Origin of the sequence: Bifidobacterium mellis (genome assembly GCF_000967265.1) — a bacterium.
Classification (GTDB): Bacteria; Actinomycetota; Actinomycetes; order Actinomycetales; family Bifidobacteriaceae; genus Bombiscardovia; species Bombiscardovia mellis.
Genome location: NZ_KQ033885.1, coordinates 732,553 through 759,464 on the forward strand (window position 1 = coordinate 732,553; position 26,912 = coordinate 759,464).

At 62.7% G+C, this 26,912-nt stretch carries 23 protein-coding genes; 15 read left to right on the forward strand and 8 right to left on the reverse strand.

Annotation, left to right across the window (positions count from 1 at the left end; genetic code table 11):
* Nucleotides 1–5 precede the first annotated feature (5 nt).
* Both JF70_RS03250 and JF70_RS03255 read right to left on the reverse strand, forming a co-directional pair.
* Complete coding sequence (locus JF70_RS03250) at nucleotides 6–731, reverse strand: amino acid ABC transporter ATP-binding protein (RefSeq protein ID WP_045936082.1); 726 nt, start codon at nucleotides 729–731, stop codon at nucleotides 6–8.
* 86 nt (nucleotides 732–817) lie between these two features.
* Nucleotides 818–2,332 (reverse strand): amino acid ABC transporter substrate-binding protein/permease, encoded by a 1,515-nt coding sequence (locus JF70_RS03255; protein ID WP_197069095.1) that lies wholly within the window; start codon nucleotides 2,330–2,332, stop codon nucleotides 818–820.
* A gap of 271 nt (nucleotides 2,333–2,603) precedes the next feature.
* Between JF70_RS03255 and JF70_RS03260 the strand changes: the two genes are divergently transcribed.
* Nucleotides 2,604–3,998: a replication-associated recombination protein A gene (locus tag JF70_RS03260; RefSeq protein ID WP_045935272.1), complete on the forward strand. Its 1,395-nt coding sequence runs from the start codon at nucleotides 2,604–2,606 to the stop codon at nucleotides 3,996–3,998.
* Nucleotides 3,999–4,240: 242 nt separating this feature from the next.
* Nucleotides 4,241–5,581 (forward strand): MFS transporter, encoded by a 1,341-nt coding sequence (locus tag JF70_RS03265; RefSeq protein WP_045936084.1) that lies wholly within the window; start codon nucleotides 4,241–4,243, stop codon nucleotides 5,579–5,581.
* Nucleotides 5,582–5,694: 113 nt separating this feature from the next.
* On the opposite strand, the gene JF70_RS03270 is transcribed toward JF70_RS03265, so the two are convergent.
* Nucleotides 5,695–6,135 carry a MarR family winged helix-turn-helix transcriptional regulator gene (locus JF70_RS03270; RefSeq protein ID WP_045935273.1) on the reverse strand — a complete coding sequence of 147 codons (441 nt, stop codon included), beginning with the start codon at nucleotides 6,133–6,135 and terminating at the stop codon, nucleotides 5,695–5,697.
* Nucleotides 6,136–6,544: 409 nt separating this feature from the next.
* Between JF70_RS03270 and JF70_RS03275 the strand changes: the two genes are divergently transcribed.
* Complete coding sequence (locus tag JF70_RS03275; RefSeq protein WP_045935274.1) at nucleotides 6,545–7,123, forward strand: haloacid dehalogenase-like hydrolase; 579 nt, start codon at nucleotides 6,545–6,547, stop codon at nucleotides 7,121–7,123.
* Between the two features lie 34 nt (nucleotides 7,124–7,157).
* On the opposite strand, the gene JF70_RS03280 is transcribed toward JF70_RS03275, so the two are convergent.
* From JF70_RS03280 to JF70_RS08485, 5 genes are read right to left on the reverse strand one after another with little or no spacing between them, the layout of a single operon-like run.
* Nucleotides 7,158–8,216 carry a Gfo/Idh/MocA family protein gene (locus JF70_RS03280; RefSeq protein WP_045935275.1) on the reverse strand — a complete coding sequence of 353 codons (1,059 nt, stop codon included), beginning with the start codon at nucleotides 8,214–8,216 and terminating at the stop codon, nucleotides 7,158–7,160.
* Entirely contained in the window at nucleotides 8,182–8,673 is a 492-nt protein-coding gene (locus JF70_RS03285) for a very short patch repair endonuclease (RefSeq protein WP_045935276.1), read from the reverse strand. The genes JF70_RS03280 and JF70_RS03285 overlap by 35 nt, the downstream gene beginning before the upstream one ends.
* A gap of 12 nt (nucleotides 8,674–8,685) precedes the next feature.
* Nucleotides 8,686–9,225: a peptidylprolyl isomerase gene (locus JF70_RS03290; RefSeq protein WP_045935277.1), complete on the reverse strand. Its 540-nt coding sequence runs from the start codon at nucleotides 9,223–9,225 to the stop codon at nucleotides 8,686–8,688.
* A 12-nt stretch (nucleotides 9,226–9,237) separates the two neighbouring features.
* Nucleotides 9,238–9,609: a YccF domain-containing protein gene (locus JF70_RS03295; protein WP_045935278.1), complete on the reverse strand. Its 372-nt coding sequence runs from the start codon at nucleotides 9,607–9,609 to the stop codon at nucleotides 9,238–9,240.
* Nucleotides 9,600–10,307 (reverse strand): TetR/AcrR family transcriptional regulator, encoded by a 708-nt coding sequence (locus JF70_RS08485; protein ID WP_052690715.1) that lies wholly within the window; start codon nucleotides 10,305–10,307, stop codon nucleotides 9,600–9,602. The genes JF70_RS03295 and JF70_RS08485 overlap by 10 nt, the downstream gene beginning before the upstream one ends.
* Nucleotides 10,308–10,514: 207 nt before the next feature.
* On the opposite strand from JF70_RS08485, the gene JF70_RS03305 reads away from it, so the two are divergent.
* The 12 genes from JF70_RS03305 (at nucleotide 10,515) to JF70_RS03360 (ending at nucleotide 26,638) form a co-directional block, all read left to right on the forward strand.
* Nucleotides 10,515–12,209 (forward strand): MFS transporter, encoded by a 1,695-nt coding sequence (locus tag JF70_RS03305; RefSeq protein ID WP_052690716.1) that lies wholly within the window; start codon nucleotides 10,515–10,517, stop codon nucleotides 12,207–12,209.
* Between the two features lie 83 nt (nucleotides 12,210–12,292).
* On the forward strand, nucleotides 12,293–13,972 hold the full coding sequence (locus JF70_RS03310) for an NAD+ synthase (protein WP_420804932.1): 1,680 nt from the start codon (nucleotides 12,293–12,295) through the stop codon (nucleotides 13,970–13,972).
* Nucleotides 13,973–13,977: 5 nt separating this feature from the next.
* Nucleotides 13,978–14,214, forward strand: coding sequence for a hypothetical protein (locus tag JF70_RS03315; protein ID WP_045935281.1), 237 nt, complete (start codon nucleotides 13,978–13,980; stop codon nucleotides 14,212–14,214).
* A gap of 242 nt (nucleotides 14,215–14,456) precedes the next feature.
* Complete coding sequence (gene pflB, locus JF70_RS03320; protein ID WP_045935282.1) at nucleotides 14,457–16,832, forward strand: formate C-acetyltransferase; 2,376 nt, start codon at nucleotides 14,457–14,459, stop codon at nucleotides 16,830–16,832.
* A 98-nt stretch (nucleotides 16,833–16,930) separates the two neighbouring features.
* Nucleotides 16,931–17,812, forward strand: coding sequence for a pyruvate formate-lyase-activating protein (gene pflA / locus JF70_RS03325; RefSeq protein ID WP_015021700.1), 882 nt, complete (start codon nucleotides 16,931–16,933; stop codon nucleotides 17,810–17,812).
* A gap of 432 nt (nucleotides 17,813–18,244) precedes the next feature.
* Nucleotides 18,245–19,531: an HRDC domain-containing protein gene (locus tag JF70_RS03330; RefSeq protein ID WP_045935283.1), complete on the forward strand. Its 1,287-nt coding sequence runs from the start codon at nucleotides 18,245–18,247 to the stop codon at nucleotides 19,529–19,531.
* 49 nt (nucleotides 19,532–19,580) lie between these two features.
* Nucleotides 19,581–20,957: a trigger factor gene (gene tig, locus JF70_RS03335; protein ID WP_045935284.1), complete on the forward strand. Its 1,377-nt coding sequence runs from the start codon at nucleotides 19,581–19,583 to the stop codon at nucleotides 20,955–20,957.
* A gap of 179 nt (nucleotides 20,958–21,136) precedes the next feature.
* The gene (locus JF70_RS03340) at nucleotides 21,137–21,724 is read left to right on the forward strand and encodes an ATP-dependent Clp protease proteolytic subunit (RefSeq protein WP_029678947.1); all 588 of its coding nucleotides are present in this window, start codon (nucleotides 21,137–21,139) and stop codon (nucleotides 21,722–21,724) included.
* A 9-nt stretch (nucleotides 21,725–21,733) separates the two neighbouring features.
* Nucleotides 21,734–22,402 (forward strand): ATP-dependent Clp protease proteolytic subunit, encoded by a 669-nt coding sequence (locus JF70_RS03345; protein WP_045935285.1) that lies wholly within the window; start codon nucleotides 21,734–21,736, stop codon nucleotides 22,400–22,402.
* Between the two features lie 144 nt (nucleotides 22,403–22,546).
* Nucleotides 22,547–23,860, forward strand: coding sequence for an ATP-dependent Clp protease ATP-binding subunit ClpX (gene clpX / locus JF70_RS03350; protein ID WP_045935286.1), 1,314 nt, complete (start codon nucleotides 22,547–22,549; stop codon nucleotides 23,858–23,860).
* Between the two features lie 70 nt (nucleotides 23,861–23,930).
* The gene (locus JF70_RS03355) at nucleotides 23,931–24,869 is read left to right on the forward strand and encodes an NAD kinase (RefSeq protein ID WP_045935287.1); all 939 of its coding nucleotides are present in this window, start codon (nucleotides 23,931–23,933) and stop codon (nucleotides 24,867–24,869) included.
* Nucleotides 24,869–26,638 carry a DNA repair protein RecN gene (locus JF70_RS03360; RefSeq protein ID WP_045935288.1) on the forward strand — a complete coding sequence of 590 codons (1,770 nt, stop codon included), beginning with the start codon at nucleotides 24,869–24,871 and terminating at the stop codon, nucleotides 26,636–26,638. Before JF70_RS03355 ends, JF70_RS03360 begins: the two co-directional genes overlap by 1 nt.
* The last annotated feature ends 274 nt before the right edge of the window (nucleotides 26,639–26,912 follow it).

Consider the following 26,912-nt stretch of genomic DNA (forward strand, 5'->3'; position numbering starts at 1 on the left):
AGGCGTTACAGGACCTTGGAGAGGAAGGACTGCAGCCGAGGGCTCTGCGGGTGGCCGAAGATCTGCTCGGGCGTGCCCTCCTCCTCGATGATTCCGGCATCGGTGAAGATCACCCTGGAGGAGACCTCCCGGGCGAAGGCCATCTCGTGGGTGACCAGAATCATGGTCATGCCGCCCTCTGCCAGGGAGCGGATGACTTCAAGCACGTCGCCCACCATCTCCGGATCCAGGGCCGAGGTGGCCTCGTCGAAGAGCATGATATCCGGGTGCATGGCCAGTGCGCGGGCGATGGCCACACGCTGCTGCTGCCCGCCTGACAGGTCCGTGGGCCGTGCGTCAGCCTTCTCCTGAAGCCCTACGGTCTCCAGCAGGTCCAGGGCCTGTTGCCGTGCATCCTCCTTGGGTGTCTTGTGCAACATGTGGGGGGCCAGCATGATGTTGTCGGCCACGCTCATGTTGGGGAAGAGGTTGAAGTGCTGGAAGACCATGCCCACGTGCTCGCGGAGCTTGTCGATGTTGGTCTTTGGGTCGGAAATGTCGATTCCATAGACGCTGATGGTGCCCGAGGTCGGCATCTCCAGGGCGTTGATGCAGCGCAGCAGGGTGGACTTGCCCGCGCCCGAGGGGCCGATGATGGAGATGACCTCGCCCGGCTTGACCTCCATGTCGATCCCCTTGAGGACCTCGGTGTCGCCGTAGCGCTTGTGCAGGTCGCGGATGGATACGGCCATCTGGGACTCTCCCTGGTTGAGGCGACTTTGGTTCTGGCGGATGCGACGGGTCAGTCGTCCGGTGTCCATGTCCGGGTCCTCGAAGTTCATCGATGCAGCCTCCTATCGAGCATATTGGCCATCCAGGTCAGGGCGCTGATGGCGACGAAGTAGATGACGCCCACCATGAAGAGGGTTTCGGTCACGCGGAAGTTGGCCGCGTAGATCTGCTGGGCCTGGTAGAGCAGTTCGCCGAAGCCGATGGCCAGCAGCAGGGAGGAATCCTTGAGCATGATGACCAGCTGGTTGATGATGGAGGGCGTGGCGAACCTGACGGCCTGGGGCAGGATGACCCGGCGCAGGGCCATGCGACGTGTCAGGCCCAGACTGCGGGCTCCCTCCATCTGCCCGACGTCCACCGAGTCGATGGCCCCGCGCACGATTTCGACCAGGTAGGCTCCGGAGTTCAGGGACAGTGTCAGCGCGCCGGCCAGCCAGATGCTGATGCGGTGGCCGATCAGCTGGGGGACACCCAGGTAGAAGAAGAAGGCCCAGACCAGAACGGGTGTGCCCCTGAAGACCGCCACGTAGATGCGGGCGATCCAGGACAGGATCCGGTTGGGGCTGATCCTCCACAGTCCCAGGATGACGCCGATGGCCAGGGCGATGACGAAGGATATTGCCGTGATGGCCAGGGTGTTGCGCAGGCCCAGCATCAGGGAGGGGAATGCCTGGCGGACCAGTTCGAAGAATCCGGGCCGTGATGCGGGGGCACTCTTGCTGGAGTGGCCGCTGCCTACATAGGAATCGACCAGCTTCTTATAGCTGCCGTCAGCCTTCATCCTGGCCAGACCCTCGTTGAAGGCGGCCACGAACTCCTTGTTCTCGCCCTTGCGGACGGCCGCCCCGTAGGAGGCGCCAGGCTCCTTCTTGGTCACGGTCTTCAGTCCGTTGCCCTGGGCGATGCCGTAAGCCAGGACCGGGTAGTCGTCGATGACCGCCTGGGCATTGCCGGACTTGACCATCTCATACATGGTGGAGGACTGGTCCACCGCCTTGACCGTGAAGCCGTACTGGGCCGCACGCTGCTTGGCGAAAGCCTCGCCCTCGCTGCCCGTCTTGACGGCCACCACCGTGCCTTGCAGATCCTTGTAGCTGTGGATCTGGTCGTTGTCCTTGGCGATGGCCATCTGCACGCCGGAGTCGAAATAGGGGTCGGTGAAGTCGTAGACCTGCTTGCGCTGGTCGGTGATGGTCATGCCGGCTATGACCACATCGGCCTGCTGGGAGTTCAAGGCTTGAAGGGCGGCGTTGAAGCCCAGGGACTGGATCTGCACCGAGAACCCCTCGATGTCGGCGATCTTGCGGATCAGATCCATATCGATGCCGACCAGCTTGCCGGAGGAGTCCCTGAATTCAAAGGGGGCGAAGGTGGTATCGGTGGCGACACGGAAGGTGCGTCCTTGGACCGCTTGGGCGGCGGGAGAGTCCTCGGCCGCCTGCGCTGGCGTGGCCAGGGGGGCGACGATCAGGGCTGAGAGCCCCAGGACCAGGGCGAGCAGGCCGATGGCCCACCTGCCTGGACCCGATGTCCATCCCTGGCGAACATGCTTGGCGATCACTGGCGATTCTCCTTATTGTTCCGACTGTGCCGGTCCCGGGTTTTTCAGGCGGCAGGCCTTGCAGCCGTCCATGGGCCAACCTGAAGATATATTCAGGCGGATGACCAGTAAACTGTACACACACCGTGTTTCCGGGACCCAACTACGCGCTGGGCGATACGGCCATATAGGTTCCCAGTCTAGCGCGTTCGTCCTGCTGTTTGTGGCAGGCACAGGCCTATGCTGGTGAGGGCGGGAAGCCACAGGGGCCCCGAGGAATGAGGTAGTGCATATGGTTGATGATCTCTTCCAGGCGGCGGATCCCCCCGAGGAGCACACCCTGCCTCTGGCGGTCAGGATGCGGCCCAGGAGCCTGGACGAGGTGGTCGGCCAGGACAAGGTCACGGCTCCTGGAACCCCCTTGGAGCGGCTGGCCCGCTCGGATCCGAACAACCGTCTGACCGCTCCCAGTTCGGTCATTCTTTTCGGTCCTCCCGGGGTGGGCAAGACCACCCTGGCCTATATTGTGGCCCGACAGTCCGGGCGGCATTTCGAGGAGCTTTCGGCCGTCACCTCGGGGGTCAAGGAGGTGCGGCAGGTCCTAGCCCAGGCCCGGGAGCGGCTGGTCAGCCAGGGGCGGGAGACGGTCCTCTTTATCGATGAGGTCCACCGCTTCTCCAAGTCCCAGCAGGATGCCCTGTTGCCCAGCGTGGAGAACCGGGATGTGACGTTTATCGCAGCCACCACGGAGAATCCCAGCTTTTCGGTCATCTCGCCCCTGCTTTCGCGCTCGGTGGTGGTCAAGCTGGAGGCCCTGGACGACCAGGACCTGGCCAAGCTGGTCCGCAGGGCCGTCAAGGACCAGCGTGGGCTTAAGGACCAGGTGCGGCTGGCTCCAGAGGCCCTGGACCAAATTGTGCGCTTTGCCGGAGGTGACGCCCGTCGGGCCCTGACCATTCTGGAGGCTGCGGCCGGGGCGGTCACCGAGGACGGGTCTCGCGCCAAGGGTGCGCGTCGCCCGCTGATCAACGCCAAGGTGGTCTCCTCGGTCATGGACGTGGCCACCGTCCGCTATGACAAGAAGGGCGACGATCACTACGATGTGGCATCTGCCTTCATCAAATCCATGCGGGGGTCCGACGTGGATGCGGCCCTGCACTACCTGGCTCGGATGATCCGGGCCGGCGAGGATCCGCGCTTCATCGCCCGACGCATCATGATCGCCTCCGCCGAGGAGGTGGGCATGGCCTCTCCTGAGGTGCTGGAGATCACGGTCGCGGCTGCCCAGGCCGTGGCCATGGTGGGCATGCCTGAGGCCCGTCTGATTCTGGCCGAGGCGGTCATCGCCGTGGCCACCGCACCCAAGTCCAACGCCTCCTATCTGGCCATCAACCAGGCCCTGGAGGACGTGGACGCCGGGCATATCGGTCAGGTTCCCCTGCATCTACGCAACGCTCCCACCAAGCTGATGAAGGCCTGGGGCAACCACGAGGGCTATCAGTATGCCCACGATGCGCCGGATGCAGTGGCACCCCAGCAGTATATGCCGGACGAACTGGTCGGACGGCGCTACTATCACCCCAATGATCGGGGCTATGAGCGTCAGCTGGGCCCACGTCTGGAGGCGATCAGGGCCATCCTGGACAGGGCCGTCGGGCCGGATGGAAACGCCGGGTCTGGGCAATGACCGTCCGGACTCCTATACTGGTCACCCAATAGACGTTGAGTAGCCACACAATGACCGAAACGCCGCAGGGTCCAGGCCTTCCATATTGACGGTCGCCATGCTCCCAGAAGGAGCCTGTCGCCGTCGGCAGGTCTGGCATGGACGCATGGGGCATGCCTGCCTCATGCACGGGCGCGAGGGTGACGATGTCGACAGCGGTCATTGACAATGCAGACATATCCGAACAATCCAAGAATCTCGGCATGGCCGAGGACGACCTGGCGGTCCGAGAGATTACCCGGCGAGTAGACAATGCTCGTGAATCGGCTACTTTTTATAAGATCGTGGCCCTGGTGGCCGCGGGAATGCTCATGGACAGCATCGATGTCTATGTGGGCAGCGCAGTAGCCAGTTCGGCATTGAGCACGGGATGGTCCACGGTCGCCCAGAATTCCCTCTTCCTGTCGGCCGGTTTCCTGGGGCTCCTGGTGGGCTCGCTGCTGGCCGGTTTCATCGGAGACCTGCGGGGGCGCAAGACTGCCTATCAGATCAACCTGCTGCTCTTCGGAGGCTTTACCCTGCTGGGCGCTCTGGCGCCGAACATGGCTGTCCTTTCGGTCTGCCGGCTGGGGGCCGGCCTGGGGCTGGGCGCCGAGATTGTCACCGGATTCTCCATGGTCAACGAATTCGCTCCCATCAGGCACCGCGGCCGCTGGAGCGCCATCGTCTCACTGGTGGCCAACACCGGAGTGCCCCTGGCCATGCTCCTGTGCGCCTGGATCATTCCGCGCTGGTCCTGGCGGCCGCTCTTTGTCGGCATTGGCCTGGCAGCGGCGCTGATCTGGTATCTGCGGCGTGACATCCCCGAGTCCCCTCGCTGGCTGGCCCTGCATGGGCGGATGGACGAGGCCATCCAGGTGGTTGAGCTTCTGGAGGCCGGCAATGGTCGAGGAGGGTCAAGCTCCGATTCTGTCAGCGGTTCCGCACTTGCTGGCAAGGATGAGGGCCTTGAGGCACCCGCCAAGGCATCGGGTAGCGTGGTTCACGGACTGATTGTGGCCACCGTGGCGGTATCGGCCACTAACGTCTGCTCCTACGCCTTCACCTCCTGGGTGCCCACCATCCTGCTCAAGCGGGGCATAAATCTGAGCGGATCCCTGTGGATCAGCACCCTGATGATGCTGGGCGCCCCACTGGGCTGCCTGATCGGATCCCTGCTCCTCGACCGGATCGGCCGCAAGCGGATCATCGTCACGGCCTTCCTGCTGACGGCGGTCTTCGGCCTGCTCTACGCAGCGCAGACCAGCCAGGTCACGGCCATTCTGGTGGGCATCCTGCTCATGGCCAGCCTCTATGTCCTCATGTCTTCGGTGGTTGCCGTCTACGCGCCCGAGCTCTTCCCGACCACGGTCCGCTTCCGCTGCGTGGGCATCGCCAATGCCGTCGCCAAGCTCTGCAACGTGCTCATGCCAGTGTTGATTGGCGCCATGCTCAGCCAGTGGGGGAGCACTTCGATCTTCGTCACCATCAGCCTGGTGGCCCTGGCCTCCATGCTGGTCGTGGGCCTGATGGGCTGGGAGACCTCCGGTCGTTCGGTGGGCTGATGGAGGCCGGTCCAAGGTCGCAAGGAATCTGAAAATCAAGGGGCCTGGCCTGAGCCTGGAGCCGTCCAAGGGCGGCGAAAGGTTCGGCCAGGCCCCTTTCTCAGTAAGAGATATCAGAGCTGGTTGGCCAGCAGCCGGTTGTAGACGCAGCGCAGTTCGCTCTGGAAGGTCTCGGGGTCGATATCGGGATTCTGCTTGAACAGATCGATCCACCAGTTGTTGACCGACCTGATTCTCCTGCGGGCTATGTCCGCGCCCGACCTGGTCAGGGCGATGATGTTGACCCGGTGATCGGCGGGGTTCTGTTCACGGCTGACCAGACCCTGGGCCTTCAAAGCCTTGAGATCCCGGGCCAGCAGACTGGGGTCTACGCATAGGTCCCGGGCTATCTGGCGCTGGCTGAGGCCGGGATGGTCATAGAGGTATATAATCAGATCACCCTGGGTGCCTCGTAAGGTGGTTTCGCCTGTGTACCGGCTGGCATCGTTGCGTGCATGCCGGTAGATTCCGGCTATACAGCTGCTCAGGTTGTGGTAGTGGCTCTTCTTCAACATCGCTGCTGCCCCCTAGCTGGTAAGGAAGATCAAAGAGTTCGGCGGGCATGATTGACCGCATGGACCCCTTCGGCGCCGTTCCCCTTCCAGGCCTGTTTCCGGCAACTCCCTAGCCTCGGCCCGGCACGGACGACGCATTTTTCATCATATCAATACCGTCGACACCATGGGTATCGTCCACGATCCAGACATGGGCCGGGCAAGCCATGATTTCTCTGGTGCCGATTCGGCTCGAAGCCTTTCATCGTCGATTGTGCAGGGATTCTCTGCCTACTTCAGGCCTGTGCTCAGGCTTATGGGCTTAAGGGAATTGCCTTGTTGCCCTGCCAAGGTCGGGGACTATCACCGTCATTGCTCCACGGTATGCTAAGATGTTCCCTTTTCGTGACGGGACCTGGAAAGGATTGGCATGCGGGTACTGGACTTCGACGGCACCATCTACGATGGCGAGAGCCTGCTTGACTTCTACCTGTTCACTGTCCGCAAGGATCCGCGAGTGCTGCACTACCTGCCGGTTGCCCTCTTCTATGCCGTCCGCTACCGTCTGGGCCGGGTCACCCTGGAGCAGCTGGATTCGGCCATGCGTCGGGTGGGCTCGCGCTACCTGCGTCGACTGACCTCGCGTCCCGGCTTTGACATGGATCGCCTGGTCAGCCAATTCTGGGATGCCAACATGCACAAGATCATGGATTGGTACACCCCCCAGGCCGACGACGTGGTGGTGACCGCCTCCTTCGATCTGGTGGCGGGGGAGGCCTGCCGGCGACTGGGCATCACCCGCTGCATCGGCTCCACCCTGGATTTGGAGTCCCTGACTGTGGGCTACCTCAACTTCGGACCCGACAAGCCCCTGCATTTTCAGCGGATCCTGGGCCGGGAGACGGCCATCGACGCCTTCTACACCGATTCGGCCTTCGACCGGCCCATGATTGATCTTGCCCGGCGGGCCTACCTGGTCGAGCATGGCAGGGTCCGCCGCATCAAATAGGCAGGGCGGTCACCGTGGCTTTTATCTACAGCTTTTATCTGCTGGTTCTCGATTCGAAGGGAAAGACCAACCCCCACTGGCGGCGCAGGGAGTCCATGAGCTCCATGATGCGCATGGTGTCCTTGTGGGGCATCTGGGCGCACTCGGTCTTGCCGTCCAGGATGGCCTGTGCGGCGCTGGCCACCTCGTACTCATAACCGGTCAGCTGGTCGGGGATGGGGTAGCTCTTCCTCAATTTATGGTCCCCGTCGTACAGGTCTATGGACTCCACGTTGTTGATATTGATGCACTGCAGGTAACCCTGGTCTCCCCAGATGCTGCCGGTCCGGTCGCTGTCCGAAACCATGGAGCTGGTCGCTTCCCCCACGGATCCATCCTTGTAGAAAATGGCTGTGGAGTTCTGGCTGTCCACGCCCTCCGGGCTGCGGACCCAATCCGTGCAGACCCGTTCAATGGGCTTGGGTCCCATGACCATGTCGATGAAGTTGAGAGGGTAGACGCCCACGTCGAGCAGGGCGCCGCCGGCCAGGGCCGGGTCGGTCATCCTGGCCTTGCCCACGGTTACGTATCCCAGGTTGGCGGTCACGGTCCTGACGGTGCCGATTGCCCCCGAGGAGATGATGCCGTCGATGATGGAGCGCGAGGGCATGTACCTGGTCCAGATGGCCTCGGTGCAGAGCAGGCCGGTGTTCTCGGATGTCTCCATGACCTGCCTGGCCTGATCGGCGTTGGCGGCGAAGGACTTCTCGACCAGCACGTTCTTTCCGGCCTTCATGCAGGCGATGGCCTGCTCGGCGTGGAGGCTGTGAGGCGTGGCGATGTAGACCAGATCCACTTGCGGATCATCCAGGAGCTCCTGGTAGGAGCCATAGGAATGTGCGAACCCATATTTTTCGGCGAAGGCGGCTGCACGTTCCCCGTCCCTGGCGGCCACGGCGTAGGGGGCAATCAGATGGCTGTACTGCGGGTCCTGGGCCATCATGACCACCGTCTTTGCCAGGGCGTTGGCTATCCTTCCGGCACCGAGAATGGCGAAGTTGACCCGCATGCCCTTCTGCTCAGCCTCTTGCCGTTTGCCGTTCAATCTGCTCATCCTTGACTCCTTCGTTTGGATCGCCATCTGCTGTGATGGCCTCATACAATCTCTGCAGGGTTTCCTGGGCGTGGCGGGCATCCAGCTGACACTCCCAGACTGTAAAAACCCGCCAGCCCATGGCTTTCAGCTTTTCCCCCTGCTCCTGATCCCGCAGACGGTTCCTTGTCAGCTTTGTGGTCCAAAACTCCACATTGGATTTGGGAAGGGAGAATTTGGCACAGCCCTGATGCATGTGCCAGAAACAGCCATTGACGAACACCATGGCCCGCCACTTGGGCAGAACCACATCAGGATGGCCCGGATACCTCTTGTCATTTTTGCGAAAACGCAGACCTCGCGAAAAGAGGTAGGACCGGACCTGGCGTTCTATTGATGTTTCCGTGCCCCTGATCCGGGACATGGTGTAGCTGCGTGTGCCGGGCTGGAATCTGCTGGGTGTCTTTTTCGAAACCATCCCCGGCACGGCTCAGAGGACTTCGATGCTGTTGATGAAGACCGGCTCAAGGGGACGGTCGCCCGAGTCGGTGGCCACGGCATCCAGCTTGTCGACCACCTTCCGGGAATCCTCATCGACAACCTGGCCGAAGATGGTGTGGTGCCCATTCAGCCAGGGGGTGGGCACGGTGGTGATGAAGAACTGTGATCCGTTGGTGCCGTGGGTCTTCCCGGTGGCGGGGTCGCGGCGCAGCCCTGCATTGGCCATGGCCAGCTTGTAGGGTTCCTCGAAGGTCAGGGAGGGGTCGATCTCATCGTCGAACTCGTAGCCGGGGCCGCCTGTGCCGGTGCCCAGCGGGCAGCCGCCCTGGATCATGAAGTCCTTGATGATCCGGTGGAAGGTCAGCCCGTCATAGAAAGGATCCTGTCGCTTCTGACCCGTCTCGGGATCGGTCCATTCCTTGCGGCCGGCGGCCAGGTCCAGGAAGTTGGCCACGGTTTCGGGGGCCTTGTCGTCAAAGAGGTCCAGGCGAATGTCGCCTTCTGAGGTATGCATGATGACTGTGCTCATATCCCAATCCTTTCATAAGACGGCGACGCGCACCGAGGATCCGAAGGGCATCAGGGCCAGGCGGGCCATCTTGAAGGCCTGCAGACCGAAGGGTATGCCCACCACGGTCAGCATGGTGACCAGTCCGGCCGCCAGATAGGCCAGAGCCAGCCACCAGCCGCCCAGGATGATCCAGAGCAGGTTGGCCAGCCAGGAACCCAGTCCGCCTCCATAGATGACCTGTCGGCCGAATGGTGTCAGGGTCAGTCTTGCCATCTTGAGGGCCTGGACGCCCAGGGGTATGCCCACCACGGTCAGGCAGAGCACGATGCCAACAAGGGTCCAGGCCAGGGCGATGGCCAGTCCCCCCAGCAGCAGCCAGCAGATGTTGCCAATCAGGCGCATGTGGGTCCTTCCGTCAGGGTGGCGGTGACGGCCTTGGCACAGGCGGTCACTTTCTCGATGATGATGGTCAGTCGTTGCTGTCGTTGTTCGGGGGCAAGCCCCTGGTCCAGGGCATCGATCAGTCGCATGCCGGATTGGACGATGCCCCGCGTCACCTCCACGCCCATGGCCGGATCTGCTGGCCGCAGGGCTGTCCAGGCCTGGATCAGCGGCTGGTTGACCTGTCGGTGGAAGTCCAGCAGGGCTTGGATTTGCCGGGCTGTGGACCGATCGCTCCCTGGGGCGGGCTCGTGGGGATTCGAAGGGCTGCCGTAGATCAGGGCCTGACGTAACTGCTCGTCGTGCTGCTCGGCGTAGAGGTTCATCAGCCAGCCGTGTCCGTGCAGTCCGGCCTGCTCCAGATTGGTGCGGGTCCAGACCTCGATTGTTCGGCTCGGGTCGTCTGTCGTACCCAGGGCCTGGTCCAGGGCCTGACCCCAGTCGGGCAGGTGTCGCTCCATGACCATGTCGCAGAGCTGGTCGGCATCCCGGGCGTAGCGGTAGAGGGAGTTCCGGGCCATCTTGGTGCGTCGGGCCACCTCGGCCATGGTCAGCTGGTCGCGTCCGCCGGTGCGCAGGATGGCCTCGGCGGCGGCGATGATCTGGTCCAGGGTTTTGGCGCGGTGCTCCTGGAGCGTGGATTCGCGGATCCTGGGCATGGTCCTCCTTGGTCCGGCCGCCTAAGTGCAGCCCTGGTGAATCGAGCCCGACCGGTCATGGGGCATATGATATGGCCTATTCGCAGCAGAGCCAAGCCGCGAGGGCCTCTTTAGCCCGCGGCTTGTCCGCGCAGAGTGAACTTGCCTGACGGGTTTTCGCGACGTATAGTCGCAAAAAATTCGCAGACCAGGGTGAGGGGGAATCCGATGACCGGATCGACAAGTATGGATGTGAAGAAGGGCAGCCAGACAGGCAGCCAGGGGTCTCAGGAGGCTGCGCCGCCCTGGCGTGCCCTCTGGGTGCTGGCCCTGGGTCTGGCCATGATTGTGCTGGATTCGTCCATCGTCAACGTCTCCATACCCTCCATCATCGCTGCCATCCATATCAACCTGGCTCAAGCCCAGTGGGTGACCGCCCTCTACAGCATCGTCCTGGCGGCTCTGCTCCTGCCCTCCGGCCGTCTGGGGGACATGATCGGACGCAAGTGGATCCTGCAGGTGGGCACGGTCATCTTTGTGCTGGGTTCCGTCTTTGCCGCATCGGCCTCCTCCGGCACACTGCTGCTTCTGGCCCGGCTTGTTCAGGGAATCGGCGGCTCCCTGGTCATGCCATCCACCCTGTCCACCGTGTCCGCCACCTTCCGGGGTCGGCACCGGGCCACTGCATTCGGCATCTGGGGGGCCGTCATGTCGTCCGCTGCGGCGGTCGGCCCCTTCCTGGGAGGGGTTTTCACCAGCACCATCGGATGGCGGTGGATCTTCCTGGTCAATCTGCCCCTGGGATTGATCGTCCTTGTGACCAGTGCGGTCTTTGTGCCCGAGACCAAGTCAGCGCCCCGGCAGGCCGGCGACCGGTGGGGGATGCTTGCCGACTGGAAGGGCATACTCCTTTCGGCCCTGGGGTCGGCCCTGGTGGTCTTTGCGCTGATCGAGGGGCAGACCTATGGCTGGTGGCATCCCCGCGCCGCACTTGAACTAGGCCCACTGCACTGGTCCGTATCGGCGCCCCTGTCGCCGGTTCCGGTCAGTCTGATCCTGGGGCTGGCCCTGCTGGCCGCCTTTGCGCTGACCGAGCTGGTCAGGGCGCGCAGGGGCAGGCTGGTCATCCTGGACGTGTCCATGTTCGCCATCGGCACCTTCGGCTGGGGCAACCTCACGGCCGCCATCGTCAACGCCGGTCAGTTCGCGGTCATGTTCATCCTGCCTCTCTATCTGATCAACGCCAGAGGCCTGAGTCCCCTTGGGGCCGGATCCATCCTGGGCGTCATGGCCCTGGGATCGGTCGTGTCCGGCGGTTTGGCCCGGGTGGTTTCAGCCCGTCTGGGGGCCGGCGGCACGGTGCAGACGGGTCTCTTGATGGAGATTGTCGGCGTGGCCCTGTCCATTCTGCTCATGCGTGGGTCGGTGCCGGTCTGGCCCATGGCCCTGACTCTGATTATTTACGGTGCTGGTCTGGGCTTTGCCTCGGCACAGCTGACCAGTCTGGTGCTCTCCGGTGTCCCGGTGGCACAGTCCGGCCAGGCTTCGGCCACCCAGTCCACCATCCGTCAGTGGGGGACCGCCCTGGGCGCCGCAGTCTCCGGTTCCGTCCTCTCCCTTGCTCTGAGCCTGGTGCTGCCAAGACATCTGACGGCCCTCAAGGGGATCTCGGCGCGGATGGCCGATGGCCTGGTCAGATCGGTTCAGTCCTCTGCCGGAAACGCTATAGTCGGTCTGCGTGCTGAGGGTACCCGAGGTCGGCTGGGAGCACTGGGTCCTCAGGTGACCAAGGCCCTGACCGCGGGATTCACCCAAGGCGCCCAGTGGGCCATGGGTTTCGCGGTTCTGCTACTCCTCCTGGGTCTGGTCGCCTCGGTGCTGGTACGCCGGGCCGCCAGCAAGGCTGGTGCTGATAAGGTCTGAGGCATCCGCAATCCAGTCTTCTCTGTAGCGGTCCCCACTCGGGACTGTCTGCCCGTGGGCCGACCCTGGCACGGTTTAGAATCATGGGTATGGGCATACAAGAGGAACAGCCGCGGCGGGATGGCGATCTGCTGGTGGCTCTGGCTCAGATCGACACTTGTGTGGGCGATCTTGACGGCAACGCCGACATCATTATGGACTACTCCCGAAAGGCGGCTGAGCAGGGGGCCACGCTGGTCGTCTTCCCGGAGATGAGTCTGACCGGTTACCCGATTGAGGATCTGGCATTTCGTGCCAGCTTCCGTCGGGCCGCCTGGTCTCGGGCCGACCGTCTGGCCGGGGAGCTGGAGGAGCAGGGTCTGGGCCATCTCTATGTGATCGTGGGAACCGTCGGTACCGATACGGATCAGGACAGGCCCCGCAACCGGCTGGTGGTCCTGCACCAGGGTCGGGTCGAGGCCGGCTACGACAAGCACTTCCTGCCCAACTACGGGGTCTTCGATGAGTACAGGATTTTCACCCCGGGGGATAGGACCGTCGTCCTGGAGGTGCAGGGGCACCGGATAGGGCTGGCCATCTGCGAGGACATCTGGCAGGAAGGTGATCCCATCAGCGACCTGGCTGGCCGGGACATCGACCTCCTGGTGACCATCAACGGCTCCCCATTCGAGGAAGGCAAGGGGCACGTCCGTTACGAGCTGGCAACCCGCCGGGCCAAGCAGGTCGGTGCGCCCCTGCTCTACCTGAATCAGGTGGGTGGCCAGGATGATCTGGTCTTTGACGGCGGCAGTTTCGTGGTGGACCAGGATGGCACCCTGCTGGAGCGCTCGCCCAGGTTCGTCCAGGATCTGTCCACGTGGACCCTGCCTGCACGAGGGAAGCGCCCGCTGCCCAGCGAGTCCTGCATGGCCGAAGAGATGCCTGGGGACGAGGAGGTCTATCGGGCCTGCGTGCTGGGGCTCAAGGACTATATGGCCAAGAACCACTTCACGGGCGTCTGCCTGGGGCTCTCAGGAGGGATCGACTCGGCCCTGGTGGCCACCATGGCCGCCGACGCCTGCGGGGGAGAGCATGTGCGCGGCATCTCCATGCCCAGCCGCTACTCCTCGGAAGGCTCCAAGGATGATGCCGCCGATCTGGCCCAGCGTCTGGGAGTGCGTTATGTGGTCCAAGCCATAGGCCCTGAGTTCGACGCCTTCCAAGGGCAGTTGCATCTGGAGGGGGTCGCCGAAGAGAACCTGCAGGCCCGGATACGCGGGGTCATCGTCATGGCCTATGCCAATGCCGAGGGGCTTCTGGCACTGGCAACCGGCAACAAGTCCGAGCTGGCCTGCGGCTATTCAACGATCTATGGCGATGCGGTCGGTGGCTACGCGCCCATCAAGGATCTGCTCAAGACCCGGGTCTGGCAGCTGGCCCGCTGGCGCAACGCCCAGGCCCAGGCACGGGGTGAACGTGAGCCCATCCCGGTCAGTTCCATCGTCAAGCCGCCCTCGGCCGAGCTGCGCCAAGGGCAGAAGGACTCTGATTCCCTGCCTGACTACAGCCTGCTTGACAAGGTCCTGGAGGCATACATCGAGCATGCGCATGGTCGGGCCGACCTTCTGGCCGACGGTTTCGATCCCGACACGGTCGACACGGTCATGCGGCTGGTGGATCGGGCCGAGTGGAAGCGGCGCCAGTACCCGCTGGGGCCCAAGGTCACCTCCCTGGCCTTCGGCCGTGACCGCCGGCTGCCCGTCACCAACGCCTTCAAAGAGTGATTGCCATGGATCCCCAAGAGGAGCAACCGGCCTGGTACTTCAACACCGTCACCGGCAGGCCCGAGCAGGGCAAGCTGTCTCCGCAGGACAGGCGGATGGGCCCCTACCGCAGCAGGCAGGAGGCCCTTGATGCCTGGAAGATCGCCAAGCGCCGCAACAAGGAATGGGATGAAGAAGACCGCCGTTGGCGGCAGGCCTGGGAGGGTGATCCCAGGCAGGGACAGTCATCAGCTGACAGATGAAGCTCCCGCTGGATCGCCCACTATCTTTGGCGATCAGTCGGCCATACCGTCAGAACGGATCGGGACTCAGGCGGTGTGCCGGGTCTGCTCGCAAGATATTGTTGTGACGCCTATTGCGGGTCTTCGTGCAGTGTGATATAGCTCACGTCGCGATTCGGTTTCCCGTGGTAACGCGCCCCCTATACTTGAAAGTGACAGTGGTGTGAGGAAGCGCCATTGACCATATCAACAAGGAGTTGACTATGACAGCAGTTGAGACCAATACCGTCTCTCCCGCAGAGCTGCAAGCCAAGGCTTGGAAGGGCTTCAAGGGCGAGGACTGGAAGAAAGACATCGACGTTCGCGACTTCATCCAAAAGAATTACACTCCGTACACCGGTGACGAATCCTTCCTGGCACCGGCCACTGAGAAGACCAAGTTCCTGTGGAACTACCTGGATGACAATTTCCTTGCCGTAGAGCGCAAGCAGCGCGTCTACGACGTGGACACCCACACTCCGGCGGGCATTGACGCCTTCCCGGCCGGATACATCGACGGCAAGCCTGCCGGCGAGACCCAAGACGACGTGATTGTCGGCATACAGACCGACGTTCCCTGCAAGCGTGCGATGATGCCCTACGGCGGCTGGCGCATGGTTGAGCAGGCCCTCAAGGAGGCCGGCAAGGAGCCCGATCCCGAGGTTAAGAAGATCTTCACCCGGTATCGCAAGACCCACAACGATGGCGTCTTCGACGTTTACACCAAGAGGATCAAGCTGGCCCGCCACAACAAGATTCTGACCGGTCTGCCCGATGCTTACGGCCGTGGCCGCATCATTGGCGATTACCGTCGTGTGGCCCTCTACGGGATCGATGAGCTGATCGCCCGCAAGAAGGCCGACAAGGATTCGATTCCTTACCGCAACGACTTCACCGAGGAAGAGATCGAGCACTGGATTCGCTTCCGCGAGGAGCACGCCGAGCAGATCAAGGCTCTGAAGCAGCTGCTGAACCTGGGCAAGGAGTACGGCCTGGATCTGAGCCGTCCTGCCATGAACGCCAAGGAAGCCGTCCAGTGGACCTACATGGCCTACCTGGCCTCGGTCAAGAGCCAGGACGGCGCCGCCATGTCCATCGGTCGTCTGTCCGCCTTCTTCGACGTCTACTTCGAGCGTGATCTGGCCGCTGGCCTGATTGACGAGACCGATGCCCAGGAGATCATCGACAACATCGTGATGAAGCTGCGCATCGTGCGCTTCCTGCGGACCAAGGACTACGACAACATCTTCTCGGGCGACCCCTACTGGGCCACCTGGTCCGACGCTGGCTTCGGCGACGACGGCAGGCCCATGGTCACCAAGACCTCCTTCCGTCTGCTGGCAACCCTGACCCTGGAGCACCTTGGACCCGGCCCCGAGCCCAACATCACCATCTTCTGGGATCCGAAGCTGCCTGAGGGTTACAAGCGCTTCTGCGCCCGTATCTCCATCGACACCTCCGCCATCCAGTACGAGTCCGACAAGGACATTCGCGCCCACTGGGGCGATGACGCCGCCATCGCATGCTGCGTGTCCCCCATGAGGGTCGGCAAGCAGATGCAGTTCTTCGGCGCCCGTGTCAACTCCGCCAAGGCCCTGCTCTACGCCATGAACGGCGGCCGTGACGAGATGACCGGCATGCAGGTCATCGACAAGGACGTAATCAAGCCTGTCAGCCCCAAGGAAGACGGTTCTCTGGACTTCCAGGAGGTCAAGGACAACTACGAGAAGGCCCTGCAGTGGCTGAGCGAGACGTACGTCGAGGCTCTGAACATCATCCACTACATGCACGATAAGTACGACTACGAGTCCATTGAGATGGCCCTGCACGACAAGGAGGTCTACCGCACCCTGGGTTGCGGCATGTCCGGCCTGTCCATCGCCGCTGACTCCCTGTCGGCTATCAAGTACGCCAAGGTCTACCCGATCTACAACAAGGATGCCAAGGGCACCCCTGAGTATGTCGAGGGCGCTGACAACGATCTGATCGTCAACTACAAGACCGTTGGCGAGTTCCCGATCTACGGCAACGACGATGATCGCGCCGACGATCTGGCCAAGTGGACCGTGTCCACCGTCATGGGCCAGATCAAGCGCCTGCCTGTCTACCGCGGCGCTGTGCCGACCCAGTCCATTCTGACCATCACCTCCAACGTGGAGTATGGCAAGAACACCGGGTCCTTCCCCTCCGGCCACAAGAAGGGCACCCCGTACGCTCCCGGTGCCAACCCCGAGAACGGCATGGATTCGCACGGCATGCTGCCCTCCATGTTCTCCGTGGGCAAGATCGACTACAACGATGCCCTGGACGGCATCTCGCTGACCAACACGATCACCCCCGACGGCCTGGGCCGCGACGAGGATGAGCGCATCAACAACCTGGTGGGCATCCTGGACGCCGGCAACGGCCACGGGCTCTACCACGCCAACATCAACGTCCTGCGCAAGGAGCAGTTGGAGGATGCCGTCGAGCACCCCGAGAAGTACCCGCACCTGACCGTGCGCGTCTCGGGCTACGCCGTCAACTTCGTCAAGCTGACCCGCGAGCAGCAGCTCGACGTGATCTCCCGCACCTTCCACCAGGGCGCGGTAACCGACTGATCGCCCTCGTGCGATAGTCAACCGTTGATGAGACGGTGAATCATGGGGCGGGGCGCACCAAGGCCCTGCCCCCTTTTCGTCTTTTTCAGGAGGATCCGATGACGGAGACCACCACCTTCCATACCACACAGCCGCACATGCTCAAGGAATCCAAGGTCTACCAGAGCCAGACCCTGATGGGCGGCCTTTCGGGGTTCGAATCGCCCATTGGACTGGACCGGCACGACCGTATGAATGCCCTGCGCACGGGCGACATCGGATTTGTTCACTCCTGGGACATCAACACCTCAGTGGACGGGCCGGGCACAAGGATGACCGTCTTCATGAGCGGATGCCCCCTGCGTTGCCAGTACTGCCAGAACCCCGACACCTGGAAGATGCGCGATGGCCAGCCCGTATATCTGCAGGCCATGATCGACAAGGTGGCCCGCTACCAGGACCTCTTCAAGAGCACGGGCGGAGGAATCACCTTCAGCGGCGGCGAGTCCATGATGCAGGCAGCCTTTGTCTCACGCGTCTTTCGCGCTGCCAAGGAGATGGGAGTTCACACCTGCCTGGACACCTCGGGCTTCCTCAATCGCAACTACACCGATGCCATGATTGACGATATCGACCTGTGCTTGCTGGATGTCAAGTCCGGCGACGAGGCCACCTACAAGAAGGTGACCGGCGGCACGCTGGCCCCCACAATCGAATTCGGCAAGCGTCTGGCAGCCCGTGGCAGCAAGATATGGGTTCGCTTTGTGCTGGTGCCAGGGCTGACCGACTCCGAGGAGAACGTCGAGAATGTAGCTCGGGTGTGCGAACAGTTCAAGGATGCCATCGAGCACATTGATGTGCTTCCCTTCCATCAGCTTGGACGGCCCAAGTGGCATGAGCTGCGCATCCCCTACCCGCTGGAGGATGCCAAAGGCCCCTCTGCGGCCCTGAAGGATCGGGTCAAGAAGCAGCTGGAGGCCCACGGCTTCGTGGTCTACTGAGGCGTGGAACCCAATTTGGTTCCAGGGCGGATCCAGGAGAAACCCGAATAATTCTCTTGTGACTCCCCACGGCAGATGTCGTGGGGAGTTTTGTTTGCTCGGGCGCAGGCCAGCCGGCCAATCAGCAAGTGACCGACTCACTGAATGACAGAATCATCAGATGAATGGCACGCCGAATGACCGGCTTAATGATTGGCAGGTTCAATGATTGGCAGATTTAATGATTGGCAGATTTAATGATTGGCAGATTCAATGGGTGACGGATTCAATGGATGACCGACACTGAAAAATCGATAAATTCCCGACATGGCATTCACAGTGAGAAATCGTCGGTGGGTTGAGGCCATGGACTATGCTTTCAGGCGTGTGTTTTCCGGGCCGGTAGGTCCGGTGGAGTTTTGGAAGACAAACTAAAAAAGAGGTTGAGCGCAGGTGACCACGGAACCTAAGACGCAGCTGCTTTCAGAGCCCGCCCAGGGTGTGCCGTCGGTCATCGACGATATGGCCGGATACCGCCGGGCCTGCCGGCTACTGTCCCAGGGGAGCGGTGCGCTGGCTGCTGATGCTGAACGCGCCTCTGGCTTCCGCTATGGCCACGACGACTACCTGGTCCAGTTCAAGCGCCAGGGGGCGGGGATATTCCTGCTGGACCCACCGGCTCTGAGGCAGGCGGGCTGTGACTGGTCGGAATTCAATAAGGCTGTTGATGGAGCCCAGTGGATCATTCACGACTCCCCTCAGGATCTGCCCGGCTTCCATGCATTGGGTATGAGGCCCTCATTACTCTTCGACACCGAGCTGGCGGCCAGGATGCTCAACCTGGGTCATTACGGCCTGTCTGCAGTGACTGCGCACTACCTGGGGCTGACGCTGGCCAAGGAGCATTCTGCTGCAGACTGGTCCTACCGCCCGCTGCCCCGTGATTGGCGCAATTACGCCGCCTTGGATGTGGAGCTGCTGGATCAGGTGCGATCGTGTGAGCTGGAGGATCTGCGCCGTCACGGCAAGGATGAGTGGGCCAGGCAGGAATTCACCTGGCTGCTGCAGCAGGGCAAAATCCCCAAGCAGGAGCCTGAGCAGCCCTGGCGGCATATCTCGCATATCAACGCCCTGCGCAATGACCGTCGAGGCCTGGCTGTGGCCCGTTCCCTGTGGACCACCCGTGACAAGCTGGCACGACGCAATGACATTGCTCCGACGCTCCTCCTGCCTGACAAGGCCATCATCGAGGCCGGCAGGCTCAAGCCGCACAACAACGCCCAATTCCGCTCCATCCGATCCTTGAATGAGCGGGTCAGGATCCACACCGGCGGCGAGCAGGACCGGATGTTCGAGCGCTATGCGCCCATCCAGCGCCGGGTCAGGCCCTCGGTCTGGAAACAGGCCATCCTGGAAGCGCTGAGTCTGCCCACCGAAGAACTGCCGGTGCCTCCCAAGCCGCGGTGTGAGGAGACCAACGCCCCCAAGTCCATGCAGGTCTGGCGGCACCGCCACCCGGACCGATATGCCAGGCTGGAGGCAGCGCGCAAGGCGGTGACTGAGGTGGGACGCCGGACCAACACCCCCGACGAGATTCTGATCAAGCCCCGCTACCTGCGCAACCTCTGCTGGACCGACGAACCGGAGAAGCGGGATGTGGCTGACTTCCTACGTCAGGAGGGCGCCCGCCCCTGGCAGGTTTCGCTCCTGTCAGAGTCCCTGACTCGCGCTATTATGTAACGGTTGCCTTACTGGCAGATCAAACGGTTTGGATGAATTGGAGCGCAGCGTGAAAATCAGCGTCAGAAACCTCGAGCCCACCAAGGTCAGGCTCACCATCACCGTCGATCCCGATGAGCTGAACCCCTACCTGGATCAGGCCCGTAAGGAGATCGGCAAGCAGGTGACCATCCCCGGCTTCCGAAAGGGCCATGTGCCCGGGCCCATCATCGATCAGCGCGTGGGCTTTGCCAGCGTGGCGGGCGAGGCCGTCAACGCCGGCGTGCCCGAGCTCTACTCCAAGGCCCTGGAGGAGAAGCAGCTGCACGCCATGGCACAGCCGCAGATCGATGTCAAGGACATTCCTTCCTCGGCCAAGGACGACACCAAGCTCAAGTTCACCGCAGAGGTGGAGATTCGTCCCAAGTTCGACCTGCCCGACATCGAGGGCATGGAGATTGAGGTCCCCAAGCCCGCCGTCACCGACGAGGACGTGGACAAGCGTCTGGACAACCTGCGTCAGCGCTTCGGCACCCTGGTCAGCGTGGATCGCCCCGCCACCAAGGGTGACTATGCCAACATCGACCTGGACGCCGTCATCGACGGCGAGTCCGTGGACTCCCAGCAGGGGGTCAGCTACGAGCTGGGCTCCAACACCATGCTGGACGGCCTGGATGAGGCCCTGGACGGGCTGTCCGCCGGGGAAGAGACCACTTTCGAGGGCACCCTGGAGGCCGGTGAGCATCAGGGCGAGAAGGCCCAGATCAAGGTCAAGGTCAACTCGGTCAAGGCCGAGGAGCTGCCCGACCTGGACGACGAGTTCGCCAAGGAGGCCTCGGAGTTCGAGACCCTGAAGGAGCTGCGCGAGGATGTACGCAAGCAGTGCCAGGTGGATGCCGAGGGTCGGCAGGCCACTGACGCCCGCGACGCCTTCATTGCCAAGCTCCAGGACGGCCTGGACATCCCGGTGCCCAAGGGCATCAAGCAGTCCATGGTGACCGATCAGCTCAAGAACAGCGGCAAGGATCCCGACAAGGCCAGCAAGGACGAGAAGGCCGAGGCCGAGCAGACCGTGGAGAAGGAACTGCGCGACCAGATGACCCTGGACGCCCTGGCCGAGAAGCTGGGCATCACGGTCAGCCAGGCCGACGTGACCAACTTCCTGGCCTCCATCGCCCAGCAGTACGGCATGGATCCCAGCGCCTTCATCAACGGCATCGTCCGCAACGGCCAGCTGGGTTCGGCCGTGCAGGAGGTCGGCCGCTCCAAGGGTATGCTGGCCGGCATGAGGGCTGTCACCTTCAAGGATCCCGATGGCCAGGAGGTGGACCTGAGCCGCTTCCTGGGCGAGGATGAGCCCCAGGCCCAGGAGGAGCAGGACGAAAGCGTCCAGGCTGCTTCTGCCGCAGCTGAAGTGGCCGACCAGCTCTCCCAGGATCAGGAGTAGCTTCCAAAGCAGCAAACAGGGCCGCACCCAATGGCGAAACAGCCTGGGTGCGGCCCTGTCGTAGCGGTTGCGCAAAGAGCGGAAAGACCGTGGCCGCGTCGATTGTGGGGGCTACTCTCAATACAGATACGTTTATCGAAGGAGACAGGGTGAACAACTCATTGGCAACCAGTCCCGTGATGGAGGAGGGGGAGGCCCCTACGCCGACCGATCCCATCTTCAACCGACTGCTCAAGGACAGGATCATCTGGCTGGGGGACGAGGTCAAGGACGCCAACGCCAACGTCATCTGCGCACAGATGCTGATGCTGGCGGCCGAGGATCCCAAGAAGGATATCTGGCTCTACATCAATTCGCCTGGTGGCTCCATTACGGCGGGCATGGCCATCTATGACACCATGCAGCTGATCGAGCCCGACGTGGCCACGGTCGCGGTCGGGATGGCTGCCTCCATGGGCCAGTTCCTGCTCTCCAGCGGAGCCAAGGGCAAGCGCTTCGTCACCTCCCACGCACGGGTGCTCATGCATCAGCCCTCGGGTGGCGTCGGAGGCACGGCCACCGATGTCAGGATCAACGCCGAGCTGATCATGGACATGAAGCGCACGCTCTCCCAGCTGACGGCCGAGCAGACCGGCCACACCCTGGAAGAAATCTACCGGGACAATGAATACGATCACTGGTTCACGGCCCAGCAGGCCCTGGAGTACGGCTTTGTCGACCGGATCGTGACCACCCACGGCACTATGACCGCGGATCAAGGGAAGTGAGCACTCCACATGGCATCTGAAGAAGCGCAATTCGTAGCACGGGCCCGTCGATTGGCTGGCCCTCGTGGCCTGGCCGCCATGCCCACCGACCGTTATGTGCTGCCGCAGTTCGAGGAGCGCACCCCCTACGGCTACAAGCGCCAGGACCCATACACCAGGCTCTTCGACGACAGGATCATCTTCATGGGCGTCCAGGTGGATGACACGTCCTCGGACGACATCATGGCCCAGCTCCTGGTTCTGGAGAGCCAGGATCCCAACCGCGACGTGATCATCTACATCAACTCGCCGGGGGGATCCATGACGGCCATGACCGCCATCTATGACACCATGCAGTACATCAAGCCCGATGTGCAGACCGTCTGCCTTGGCCAGGCTGCCTCGGCTGCCGCCGTTCTTCTGGCCGCCGGGACCAAGGGCAAGCGTCTGATCCTGCCCAACGCCCGTGTGCTCATTCACCAGCCGGCCATGGAGCAGGACTTCGGCAAGGCCACCGAGATTGAGATCCAGGCCAAGGAGATGCTGCGCATGCGCACCTGGCTGGAGGAGACCCTGGCCAAGCACACCGGTCAGGATGTGGAGAAGATCCGCAAGGACATCGAAGTGGACACCATTCTGACCGCCCAGCAGGCCAAGGATTACGGGATGGTGGACGAGGTCCTGGATCACCGCAATTAGCTCCGGTGGCTGCGCGCATGATTGATTGTCCGGATGGCGGTGGGCCCCAGGGACCCACGGCCTCCGGACGTTTTGGCATCATGGCCGATGCCAGTCAGAATTTGATTTCGGCGATCCTCGCGGATTCTCCAGGAAGGGAGAGCCATGGGCCGTGTGGTCAGCTACAATGACGGACTGAATCGCTGCGAGTTCTGCGGCAAGGACGAGCACCAGGTGCGTCGTCTGGTCAAGGGGCCTTCCTGCGCAATCTGCGACGAATGCATACGCCTATGCGCCCAGATCATCCAGGAGGACATGGCCAAGGATGCCGCCGATCAGCGGGTGTCCCTGCCTGCGCCCTCAAAGATATTCGCCTATCTGAACCATTATGTCATCGGCCAGGAGGCTGCCAAGCGCACCTTGTCGGTGGCTGTCTACAACCACTACAAGCGCGTCAATATGGACCTGGGCGACCGTGGAGGTATTGCTGACACTGCGTTTGAGCGAAAGGACGCGGCCCCACGCGTCCAGGTGGACAAGTCCAACATCCTGCTCATGGGTCCCACCGGCGTGGGCAAGACCTACCTGGCGCGAACCCTGGCCACCATCATGAACGTCCCCTTCGTCATTGTGGATGCCACCAGCCTGACCGAGGCTGGGTATGTGGGCGAGGACGTGGAATCCGTCCTGCAGGGGCTGCTCCAGGCTGCCGACGGCAACATGGACCTGGCCCAGCGCGGGATCATCTACATCGACGAGATCGACAAGATCGCCAGGAAATCCGGGGAGAACACCTCAATCACCCGGGACGTGTCAGGCGAGGGGGTCCAGCAGGCCCTGCTCAAGATCATCGAGGGCACCCAGGCCCGTGTGCCGGTCCAGGGTTCGCGGCGGCATGGGGATGTCCGCACGGTCGTCATGGACACGGCCAACATCCTCTTCATCTGCGGCGGCGCCTTCGTCGGTCTTGAGGAGATCGTCCGCCGACGGCTGGGCCTGCGGGAGAGCGGATTCTCGGCAACCCAGGGGAGCGATAGGGTGCCCGGCGACCGGGTCATGAGCCAGGTCAGGGCCGAGGACCTGGAACAGTTTGGCCTGCTTCCCGAGTTCGTGGGGCGGTTGCCGGTCATATCCACCCTGGAGCCGCTGGGCGCCCGTGAGCTGCGGCGGGTGCTGACCGAACCGGACAATGCCCTGGTCGACCAGTACCGGCGCATGTTCCTGGATGACGGGGCCGAGCTGGTCTTCACCGATGCCGCCCTGGACCGTGTTGCTGCCATCGCCCTGGAGCGCAAGGTGGGTGCCCGGGGGTTGCGGGGGATTATCGAGCGCACCCTTGAGGCGACCATGTTCGAGTTGCCGGACAGGACTGATGTCTCCCGTGTCGTGGTGGATGCCGATGCCGTGGACGGGACCGGATCGCCCCGGTATGAGACCGGGCAGGGCATGGCCGCAGCCGCTGGTCGTCGTTTGGCCTGACCCCGCCATGATGAGCACCGCTGTTGGCCGGGCCCGATAGGATGATCATTGTTGCCGGAAGGGAGGCTCCATGGGTGCTCGTAGCGCTGTCGTGGTCACGCACAGTCGGGTCCGGGCAAGCGGCCACCTGGTGGATGAGGTCGAGGAGCAGCTACGCCGAGACGGATTTAGCGTCTCGATTGTCGACAACATTGCCGCCCCGGAATTCGGCAGCCCCAGCCAGAAGGTGGCCGACGACACCGAGATCGTCATCGTCCTGGGCGGCGACGGGACCATTCTGCGGGCTGCAGAGCTGGTCAAGGGCACCCAGGTGCCCATCCTGGGGGTCAATCTGGGTCATGTGGGGTTCCTGGCGGAGTTCGAGAGTTTCCAGATAGGGGAGGCCATCCGTCGGGTGGCCGATCATGACTACTCCATCGACGAGCGCATGGTGGCCCATGTGGACCTGTGGATACCCGGAGCCGATCGACCACTGAGCGACTGGGCCCTTAATGACATGACCCTGGAACGATATGATCGGGGCAAGATGATCGAGGTATCGGTCCGAGTGGACGATGTGGAGATGAGCTCCTTCGGCTGCGACGGCATGATTGTGGCCACCCCGACCGGATCGACGGCCTATGCCTTTTCGGTGGGCGGACCCATCGTCTGGCCGGATGCGCAGTCGCTGCAGATGGTGCCCATAGCGGCCCATGCCCTCTTTGCCCGATCCCTGATCATCGGCCCGAAGTCGCAGTTCACCCTGGACATTCTGGGTGATTCCCAGTCGGCCGGCTGGATCTGCAATGACGGGCGCCGTCAACGGCCTGTGCCCAAGCGGTCCCGCATTGTGGTGCGGCAGTCCCACGACATCCTGAGGCTGGCCAGGCTGTCGGGGGTGCCCTTCACAAGACGGCTGGTCTCCAAGTTCGACCTGCCGGTGGTCGGCTGGAGGGAGCAGCATCGCCCATCGGCGGCCACGAACGGGCAGGACCAGGGGGAGCCGCCGGAGTCGAACAAGGAGCACTGATGCTGGAAGAGCTGGAAGTACGAGACCTGGGTCCCATCCACCATGCCCTGCTGCGGCCTGCCGCCGGCATGACGGCCATCACCGGGGAGACAGGGGCAGGCAAGTCCATGCTGCTCAACGCCATCAGGCTGATCTCGGGGTCCACTGCCCGTCCGCAACTCGTGTCGCCTGGAGCACATGAGTCCTGGGTCCAGGGGATTTTCGACGCCGGAAGGGCAGGAGCCGAGAATCCAGTGACCGCTGCCATAAGCGAGGCTGGCCTGCCCTTGGAGGATGAAGGACAGATCTTCCTGGCGAGGACCATGCCCGTCAAGGGGCGTTCCCGTGCCGCTCTGAACGGTAGGACGGCCCCACGTGGCCTGCTGGAGGAGGTGGCTGGAATGCTGGTCACCGTCCATGGACAGGCAGATCAGATGCGTATGGCCAGCCCGGCCCGGCAGCGCGAATTTCTGGATGCCTATGCCGGTGACGGCCCGCAGCTGGAGGCTTTTTCCAAGGCCTTCAGGCAGTACCGGCAGGCCCAGGACCATCTTGAGGAGCTGCGCAACCAGCAGTCCGGCGCTATGGCCCAGGCTGATTATCTCCGTGAATCCATCGCCCGGATAGACCGGGTCGACCCCCATTCCGGCGAGGATCGTGAACTCAAGGCCCAACGGGACCGGATCGAGCACGCGGCTCAGATCAGTCAGGGCGTCATGTCCGCGTTGTCCGCCTTGGACTCCGGCCAGATCGACCCGGATGCCGACGCACCATCGGCCACGGCCCTGGTGGAACGAGCCATCGCCGCCCTGGAAGGCATCGGTGTGGAGGGGGTCTTTCAGGAGTCGGCCCAGCGGTTGCGGTCGCTGAATGCCGATCTGTCCGACCTGGTCTTCACCCTGAGCAGTCAGCTGGATGACGAAGGCCAGGAGGGCGATCTGGACAAGATCAACGCCCGCATCCACGATCTGGATGAGCTGACCCGACGCTGGGGGCCGGACATCGACGACGTTCTGGCCTGGCGCAAGAAGGCTGCGTTTGAGCTTGAGGACATGGATGCCTCACCCGAGAAGCTTGAGGAGCTTCAGGGTCAGGTTGAGCAGCTTCGCGGGAGCGCCCTGAAAGCCGCACGGACTCTGTCAGCGTCACGGGCCAAGGCTGCACGAAGGTTGAGCGATCTTGTCGACGGTGAATTGCACTCCCTGGCCATGGCGGGCGCTGGGCTGGAGATCCGTGTCAGACCACGCCAGGACCAGGACATGGACGGGCATGGTCTGGATCAGATCGACTTTCTCTTCAGACCGTATCCGGGTTCGGACCTTCTGCCCATGGGCAAGAGCGCCTCGGGCGGCGAACTCAGCAGACTCATGCTGGCCCTGGAGCTGGTGGCCGCCGAAGGCCGGACATCATCGGGCCCCGACAGGTCTGGTCATGGACATGCTGGCCGTGATTCCCAGGTCGGTGACCCGACGATGACCTTCATCTTCGACGAGGTGGATGCGGGCGTCGGCGGTCGGGCAGCTGTAGAACTAGGTCGCCGTCTGGCCCGGCTGGCCGTCACCGCCCAGGTGATCGTGGTCACCCACCTGCCGCAGGTGGCTTCCTGGGCCGATCGACAGTTCGTCGTGGCCAAGGGCCGGGAGGGCGGCGATGCCGTAGAGACCCTGGTCCACCAGGTAGAAGGCAAAGACAGGGAGCGGGAGATCGCCCGGATGCTGGCCGGCAGCGAGTCCACGACCTCCCTGAAGCATGCGCGAGAGCTTCTGTCCTCCAGCAGGCTCCAGGCCTGATGGGTCTGGTTGTAGCCTCAACCTTGCCATGTTCAGGTCCGTTGATTCAGCGAATCCGACAAGTTTTGACGACTTTGTTGCTGGCGACTTTGCTGCCTTTTGTGGCTGTGCCGCCGCGTGCTCGACATCAGCCATTCTGTTCCTTTTTATTTCTGATGCTTTGACCAGTAGGTATCCGGCTGTTGATGGACCTGTGATAACACCCATACGGGATTTTCGTAAAAGACACCGCATCCGTCCTCGGCATGAGCGATGCGGCGACGACCTGGTCCCA